General features: G+C 36.8%; 7 protein-coding genes. 2 read left to right on the top strand and 5 right to left on the bottom strand.

The window, feature by feature from the left end:
- The first annotated feature begins 62 nt into the window (after nt 1-62).
- The gene (gene ribD / locus GSY74_RS09570) at nt 63-1,064 is read left to right on the top strand and encodes a bifunctional diaminohydroxyphosphoribosylaminopyrimidine deaminase/5-amino-6-(5-phosphoribosylamino)uracil reductase RibD (RefSeq protein ID WP_164664878.1); all 1,002 of its coding nucleotides are present in this window, start codon (nt 63-65) and stop codon (nt 1,062-1,064) included.
- On the opposite strand, the gene GSY74_RS09565 is transcribed toward ribD, so the two are convergent.
- The 3 genes from GSY74_RS09565 to GSY74_RS09555 form a co-directional block, all read right to left on the bottom strand.
- Nucleotides 1,041-1,700 carry an EI24 domain-containing protein gene (locus tag GSY74_RS09565; protein WP_164664877.1) on the bottom strand — a complete coding sequence of 220 codons (660 nt, stop codon included), beginning with the start codon at nt 1,698-1,700 and terminating at the stop codon, nt 1,041-1,043. The two genes, ribD and GSY74_RS09565, sit on opposite strands and share 24 nt — an antisense overlap.
- 50 nt (nt 1,701-1,750) lie before the next feature.
- Complete coding sequence (locus GSY74_RS09560) at nt 1,751-2,605, bottom strand: SPFH domain-containing protein (RefSeq protein ID WP_164664876.1); 855 nt, start codon at nt 2,603-2,605, stop codon at nt 1,751-1,753.
- 157 nt (nt 2,606-2,762) lie between these two features.
- Nucleotides 2,763-3,215 carry an NfeD family protein gene (locus GSY74_RS09555; RefSeq protein WP_164664875.1) on the bottom strand — a complete coding sequence of 151 codons (453 nt, stop codon included), beginning with the start codon at nt 3,213-3,215 and terminating at the stop codon, nt 2,763-2,765.
- A gap of 115 nt (nt 3,216-3,330) precedes the next feature.
- Between GSY74_RS09555 and ilvC the strand changes: the two genes are divergently transcribed.
- The gene (ilvC, locus tag GSY74_RS09550) at nt 3,331-4,356 is read left to right on the top strand and encodes a ketol-acid reductoisomerase (protein ID WP_164664874.1); all 1,026 of its coding nucleotides are present in this window, start codon (nt 3,331-3,333) and stop codon (nt 4,354-4,356) included.
- A gap of 95 nt (nt 4,357-4,451) precedes the next feature.
- Here the strand turns inward: ilvC and GSY74_RS09545 are convergent, their stop codons facing one another.
- The gene (locus GSY74_RS09545; protein ID WP_164664873.1) at nt 4,452-6,152 is read right to left on the bottom strand and encodes an AAA family ATPase; all 1,701 of its coding nucleotides are present in this window, start codon (nt 6,150-6,152) and stop codon (nt 4,452-4,454) included.
- Nucleotides 6,153-6,442: 290 nt separating this feature from the next.
- Complete coding sequence (locus tag GSY74_RS09540; protein ID WP_164664872.1) at nt 6,443-6,991, bottom strand: Uma2 family endonuclease; 549 nt, start codon at nt 6,989-6,991, stop codon at nt 6,443-6,445.
- Nucleotides 6,992-7,181 lie beyond the last annotated feature (190 nt).

The raw sequence follows: 7,181 nt of genomic DNA, 5'->3' as shown, positions 1-7,181 counted from the left end.
TGTAATATTTTCTTTATAAAAATTAAAGGTGCGATGGCAATCGCACCCTACGGAGATTATTAATGAATAGTAATGAAATCTACATGACCCTAGCCATAAAAAAAGCATGGCAATACCAACTTCGAACTTACCCAAATCCAGCTGTTGGGGCATTGGTGAGTTGCAATGGTGAAATCATAGCTATAGAAGCCCATCAAAAAGCAGGAACTTCTCATGCTGAGGTCTTGGCACTGCTTGAAGCCTATAAATTTATCTCAAAACAAGAATTTTCGTTTGATAAATTTGACTCTCACAAAGCCCATGAATTTTTATATTCATTGCCTAAAAACTTCTTCTCCAATTGTACTATCTTTGTAACCTTAGAGCCGTGTTCCCATAGGGGTCAGACCCCCTCTTGTGCTTCACTTTTGGCTCATATCAGACCCAAAAAAGTTATTATAGCTACTCTTGACCCTATCAAAGGGCATGGTGGTGGTTTGGAGAGATTGAGGGAGCAGGGGATAGAGGTTGAGACCTCTGTTTGTGAAAAAGAAGCATTGGAACTTTTAGAGCCATTTTTGATTTGGCAGAAGAGGGCTTTTGTGCTTTTTAAGATAGCTCAAACATCCAATGGTAAGATTGGTGGGGGGTATCTAAGCTCTAAAGAGTCGCTTAGGCATGTGCATCAGTTTCGTGCTGTCTGTTCTCTTATGATGATTGGTGGCAATACAGTTAGAGTTGATAGACCTACTCTTGATTGTCGGTTTACAGGTGATAATGCACCTGATATTACTATCTATTCAAAAGAGGATAATTTTGATAGAGAGATAGCTCTATTTTCTATTGAGGGTCGAGAGGTGAAAGTCACAGATAAATTAGAAGATTTTGATAAACCATCTTTTATATTTGTAGAGGGTGGGGCAGGGATGTTAAATGCTCTTCGAGATAAAATTGATTGGATTTTACAGTATCAGACTCCAAAACTATCTTCTCATAACTCCTCTTATGAGGTTAATTTAGATTTGGAGTTTTTGTATCAAGATAGAAGAGGAGTTGACCTATTACTTTGGAACAGGGTTACCTAAAATATGGTGTAGGAACATTATCTGTGCGTATATAGGTGCAAAGATATTTAGTATCGGTATATAGTTAAATAGAGATGCAATCATAGCTATTAGTGTTGATTTTTTGTTTCTCTTTTTTAGAAGCTTTTTATCATTTATAAATAGTCCACCTACATCATATACTGTTGGTGCTTTTAGTAGTATAGACCATAGATAAAGCATAAGAACTTGACCTAACACAGGAATGAATGTAAAAGGAAAGAGGATAATAAATAGTACAATAAAAATTCCAATAGATTTGAGAGTTACAATAATCGAACCCATAATAGGTACAGAGTATATATCTCTATGTTTGGGATAGTGCTTTTTAGCCAAAGAGATTAGAAGGCTCTCTGAAAACAGAGATGTTAGTATGGATATAGTGATAATAATCATGGTATATCCAACAAATGGAGTAGCTATATATGCAACTGTATCTTGCGCCCATTCCCATGGAATCCATGAGAGATAGGATGTTACGAAGTTTTCAAACTCTTCCCAAAAACTCCATAGTATGGTAACCCATATCAATATAGAGCTTATACCTATTGTGAAGATAAATGTTAAGACTCTTAGGCTTAGAATGTCTCTTGTCGTTTTTCCAATGGTTTTGTGCATTTTATTCCATTTTTTAATATGGATTATAACTACTAAATCTTAAATTTTATCTATTTTGATATAGAGCCTAGCATACCCCTGATAGCTGATTGAATATCAGCAGGATAAACTACAAATTTAGCATTAGGAGATGTAGTCATCTTCTCTAAAGTATTGATATATCTATCTCCAAGCAAGAACATAGCAGGTAGTTCTTTGCCATCTGTTGCTAGAGCAATCATTTTCATAGCTTTAGCAGATGCTTCTGCTAGAGCTACTTGTGCTTGTGCTTCTAGTTTAGCTGCCTCTAGCTCTCCTTGTGCCTCTAATATCGCTGCATTTTTATTACCCTCTGCTGTGGTTTCTATGGCTCTTCGCTCTCTTTCGGCTGCTGCTTGGCGTTCCATCGAATCTTGCATTGAGCCACTTGGGTTGATATCTTGAATCTCTACAGATTTAACCGTCACTCCCCAATCTGCCACATCATCTATGATACTATCTTTTAGTCTAGCTTTTATCGTCTCACGATTTGAGAGTGCTTCATCTAGTGCCATTTCTCCAATAATAGACCGTAGAGTGGTCATAATAAGACTAGAGATTGCTAATTTGAAGTTTTCAACGCCATATATAGCATCTTTTGGGTTGGTAACACGCACAAAAGCGATGGCATTGGTACGGATAACGGCGTTGTCTTTGGTGATTACCTCTTGTTGAGGAATGTCCATGATGATGTCTCGTGTAGAGATTCTAGCTCTTACATCTTCTATAAATGGGATAATGAGATTTAGCCCAGGGGTGAGCGTTTTACTGAATTTTCCTAGTTTCTCCACAACCCACTCTTCGCCTTGGGGGACAATTTTGATTCCTTTGTATAGAGTGACAATGAGACCGATGAGTAGTATGACTAATATATTTAAAGCTTCCATTTTAAATTCCTTTTATTCTATTTTTTTGGAACCGATGGCTTTAGCCTCGCTAGTTCGGGTGTAAACACGCCGATTCCGAAAATTCAGTATTGTATATAAGGAACCGATGGCTTTAGCCTCGTTTTGTTCGGGACTGAAGTCTCCGATTCCAAGTGTTTTAAATCTCTTCAACCTCTATGAGTTGACCTTTTACCTCAATAATCTTGACGCGACTTGTCAAGCTAATATCATGATTAGCAGTAGCATGCCAAATGGTATTACCCAAAACTGGTCTATCAAATTTAACTTTTCCTCTACCATAAGCAGATATTGGCTCCTCTATAGTTCCTCTAGTCTTTAGTGAGTAGTTGGATTGTCCAGAGTTCTCTACGCTTTTGTCTCTTAGATATTTGAACCATATCGCAATAGAGACTAGAGATAATAGCATCCATATTATAAGCTCTATCTCCAAAGTTAAAGGATAGAAAAAAACTATTGCCCCTACAATAATGGCCGCAACTCCCAATCCAAGCATAAAAAATGTGCCTATAAATATCTCAACAGTAATAAGCAAAATACCAAATATAATCCAGTGCCACCAGAGTAGATTTTCGGTTAAAAATTCTAACATAATATCTCCAAAATAAATATAATTCGTTAAAGTATATTATACCCATAATTATTTTAAGTGTATAAGCAACCTTACGCTATAATCGCGAAATTTTTTAAACAGTACAAGGAAAACGATGGAACATTTAAATGTATATTATGATAAAGATTGTAACTTAGATATTATTAAATCAAAAACAGTGGCAATGATTGGTTTTGGTAGCCAAGGACACGCACATGCGGAAAACTTAAGAGACAGTGGTGTTGATGTTGTTATTGGTCTAAGAAAAGATGGTAGCTCATGGGCAAAAGCAGAGGCAAAAGGTTTTGAAGTATTAACTCTTGAGGAGGCATCTGCAAAGGGTGACATTGTTATGATTTTACTTCCAGATGAGAATCAAAAAGAGATTTATGAGGCACAGATTGCTCCACACCTAAAATCAGGTGCGATTATCGCATTTGGTCACGGTTTCTCTATTCACTATGGTAGAATTAACCCTGCATCAGACATCAATGTAATGATGGTAGCTCCAAAAGCTCCTGGTCACACTGTAAGAAGTGAGTTTGTAAGAGGTGGTGGGATTCCTGACCTTATTGCTATCGGAGCTAACCCAAGTGGAGATACCAAAGAGGTTGCTCTATCTTACGCATCAGCTATTGGTGGTGGACGAACAGGTATTATCGAGACTACATTCAAAGATGAGACAGAGACTGACCTTTTTGGTGAACAAGCAGTTCTTTGTGGTGGTATCACGGCACTTATTCAAGCTGGTTTTGAGACTCTTACAGAAGCAGGATATCCACCAGAGATGGCATATTTTGAGTGTCTTCATGAGACAAAACTTATTGTTGACCTTATCTTTGAGGGTGGAATCGCAGATATGAGATACTCTATCTCAAACACAGCTGAGTATGGTGATATGGTAAGTGGACCAAGAGTTATTAACGAAGAGTCCAAAAAAGCTATGAGAGATATTCTTAAAGAGATTCAAAATGGTCAGTTTGCAAAAGACTTTGTGCTTGAAGGTCAAGCTGGTTATCCTAGAATGAATGCTGAGAGAAGAAATCTAAAAGAGACTCAACTGGAAAAAACTGGTGAGAGACTTAGAGATATGATGCCTTGGATTAAAGCAAATAAGATTGTAAATCAAGAGACTAACTAATATTGGACTTTTTGGAATCGGAGACTTCAGTCCCAAACAAAACGAGGCTAAAGCCATCGGTTCCTAAATATTTTTTGTGGGTAGAGATATCCACACTAGACAAATAAAATAGCTAAACGAATCTCATTATAACTCACCTCTCTATTTAGCCCATGAAAAACCTCTTGTAGTTTAAGCCTTCCCTCTTCTGTAAAATATTTCTCATTTTTTGTTGCCTTTATTTTTTTTATATTACTTATAGTAATCTCAAAATTTTTTGAATCTAGTTTGAATTTTGATAAGTCTAAAGAGCTATCTTGTTTTTTTAATTTACTTAGGTGACCAACAATCGTCTTCTCTGTCACACCTCTAGCTTTTGCTATCTCTTTGATGCTATCTACTTTGTCGATAAGATTTTTTGTCTGTATATGTGTAGGAATTTTTTTATCTTTTATAGCAAATTTTCTTTTTCTATCATCTCTAATATTAGACTCATCAATCGTCCCTCCAGATGCCAAGATATGATTTCTCTGTATCTTGTCAAGATTCAAAAACGCCTCTACCTCTTTTTTGGCTCTTTGTGAAGCAGATTTGATTCGGTCATCTATTTTTAGAATTAGTGGGTCTACCGTTAGTGCCATATCATTTAATCCCATCAGCCGTAGCCCATCAATATTTTTTATTCGTGATAGTGCAACATACCCTTGACCCACTTCAAAGGTTCTACCCAAGTCTATCTCTGCAGCGTCAAGTGTCATCCCTTGTGATTTGTGGATAGTGATAGCCCATGCCAGACGCAGTGGAACTTGGGATATTGTAGCGATTATCTCTCCATCTTCATTCTCTATAGACCACTCATCAAGACCTACGAAAATTTTTTTTCCTGATGAGGTTTTGACAATAGGCATTCCATCACTTTTGCTAAAACCAACTACCACACCTGTGGTTCCATTTACATACCCCTGTTCTAGACTATTTTTGATAAAGATAACAACAGCACCTTTTTTCAGACTTAAGTTCTCTAGAACAAGAGATGAGTTGAATATCTTCTCTATATTTTTCTTTGACCCTCTTGAAATGTGACTATAATCTCTAGGTGGAAGAGTTATCTTTTCAAGTTCGAGACTATTGATTCTATCTACATCAAGATTGTGTGTATATAGTCTGGTGGGTTTATAGTCTGTATTAAGCTCACGCAGATGTCTATCGTTTAGTATCTGATATGAGAGTTCACTGATAACTCCTCTTCGTATATCATCAAGTACCCTTATTAGTTTGTCATCATCTTGTCTAAATTTCACCTCTAAGTAACAGGTTCTAAAGTCCAAATCTCTCCAAGATGGAGACTGCCAAGCAAATCGTTTCTCTTTTGGTACTTTGGAGATAGGAGGAAGCTGAAAAAAATCACCAGAAGCGATAACCTGAACACCTCCAAAAGGTTTAGACGAGTTTTTGAAAGCTTGAAGCACTCTATCCATAGATGAGAAGAGCTCAGGAGAGACCATCGAAATCTCATCTATAATCAATATATCAAGTGCATTAAAGCGTGTGCGTAGGTATTTTCTCTGTAGTAGCACCTCAATAAATCCATCTTCCACAACCTCACGAATCCCTATACCAAAAAAGGAGTGGATAGTTTGACCCTTTAGATGAGAGGCAGCTATCCCTGTGGGTGCGACGATAGCAGGGATGACTTGTCGCTCTTTTAGGTATTGGATATACTGGTTTAGCAGATAAGTTTTTCCTGTACCTGCTGAACCTGTGATAAAGACATTAAATCCCGATTTTAGGATATTTAGAGCTGTTGCCTGTTCCATTTTTGATACCTTTTAGATTATATTCATATTCTATCTGTTTATTCTTGTTGTTATCGAAAATATATCAGATTTCTTGCAAAACTCATTTGGAATCGGAGACTTCAGTCCAATGCCAATGAATTAGCGAGGCTGAAGCCATCGTTTCCTTATATGCAATCCGCATTTTTGGAATCGGCGTGTTTACACCCGAACTATTTGGTTCAAAAAAAGCTTAATTCATTGGCATTTGACTTCAGTCCCGAACATGACAAGGATAAAGCCATCGTTTCCTAGTTTTGCAAGAATCTAAATCAAAAAATCGTAGAAAAATCCACTTCTGTACTACACTCATCAGAAAGCTCAAATTTATAACTATCCTCTTTAGTAGCTTTCTTCATAAGCTTATACTTACCACCAACAAGTCTAAATATATCGCTTATCTCCAAATTTGGCTCAACTATAATATAGAACTGCACACCCTCTCTCTCGTATAGTTTCATCTTTGTAGTTACATCTTTGAGTGCTGTTGATTTTGATAGTACCTCAACAATAAGTGGTGGGGTTTTTGAGAAAAATTGTTTTCTTATATCTTCACAAAAGAGTGCTACATCAGGTTGCACCACGGTGCTATCATCTATCTTCCAATCCACTGGGGCTATATAGACTTCACAACTTTTATCAGAACACACCAAGTTTCTATCAAGCTCTCTCCAAAAGTGAACTACTACTCTTTGATGTTTTGGATATGGAGCAGGAGCCATTGCGTAGGGTATACCATCTATAAGCTCCCAACGCCCCTCCCATTTTTTGTAGTCTCTGTATTTGTAGTATTGAAAATTTTCATATTGTAGAGCTTCCATATTATGGCTCCTTTTTGCCCTATTATACTGTAATTTTTTAAACTTTATGCTATTATCCAATATTCAAAAATATTGGAGAAATCATGAGTAAACTGAAATCATTTCTGGAGAGTTATCGGCTTATTATATATGCATTTGTGATAGGTTTGGCTTTTTATTTTTTGGCACTATATGCCTTTTCAGATGTTCA

Source organism: Sulfurovum sp. bin170 (assembly GCF_010892395.1).
Taxonomy (GTDB): domain Bacteria; phylum Campylobacterota; class Campylobacteria; order Campylobacterales; family Sulfurovaceae; genus UBA1140.
The sequence above is the reverse complement of the archived record's forward strand: the minus strand, read 5'-3'. Positions and strand labels throughout refer to the sequence as shown.

Bases quoted from the DNA above. Each gene is read 5' to 3' on its own strand.
- ribD (WP_164664878.1), top strand. From the start codon at position 63: ATGAATAGTAATGAAATCTACATGACCCTAGCCATAAAAAAAGCATGG.
- GSY74_RS09565 (WP_164664877.1), bottom strand. From the start codon at position 1,700: ATGCACAAAACCATTGGAAAAACGACAAGAGACATTCTAAGCCTAAGA.
- GSY74_RS09560 (WP_164664876.1), bottom strand. From the start codon at position 2,605: ATGGAAGCTTTAAATATATTAGTCATACTACTCATCGGTCTCATTGTC.
- GSY74_RS09555 (WP_164664875.1), bottom strand. From the start codon at position 3,215: ATGTTAGAATTTTTAACCGAAAATCTACTCTGGTGGCACTGGATTATA.
- ilvC (WP_164664874.1), top strand. From the start codon at position 3,331: ATGGAACATTTAAATGTATATTATGATAAAGATTGTAACTTAGATATT.
- GSY74_RS09545 (WP_164664873.1), bottom strand. From the start codon at position 6,152: ATGGAACAGGCAACAGCTCTAAATATCCTAAAATCGGGATTTAATGTC.
- GSY74_RS09540 (WP_164664872.1), bottom strand. From the start codon at position 6,991: ATGGAAGCTCTACAATATGAAAATTTTCAATACTACAAATACAGAGAC.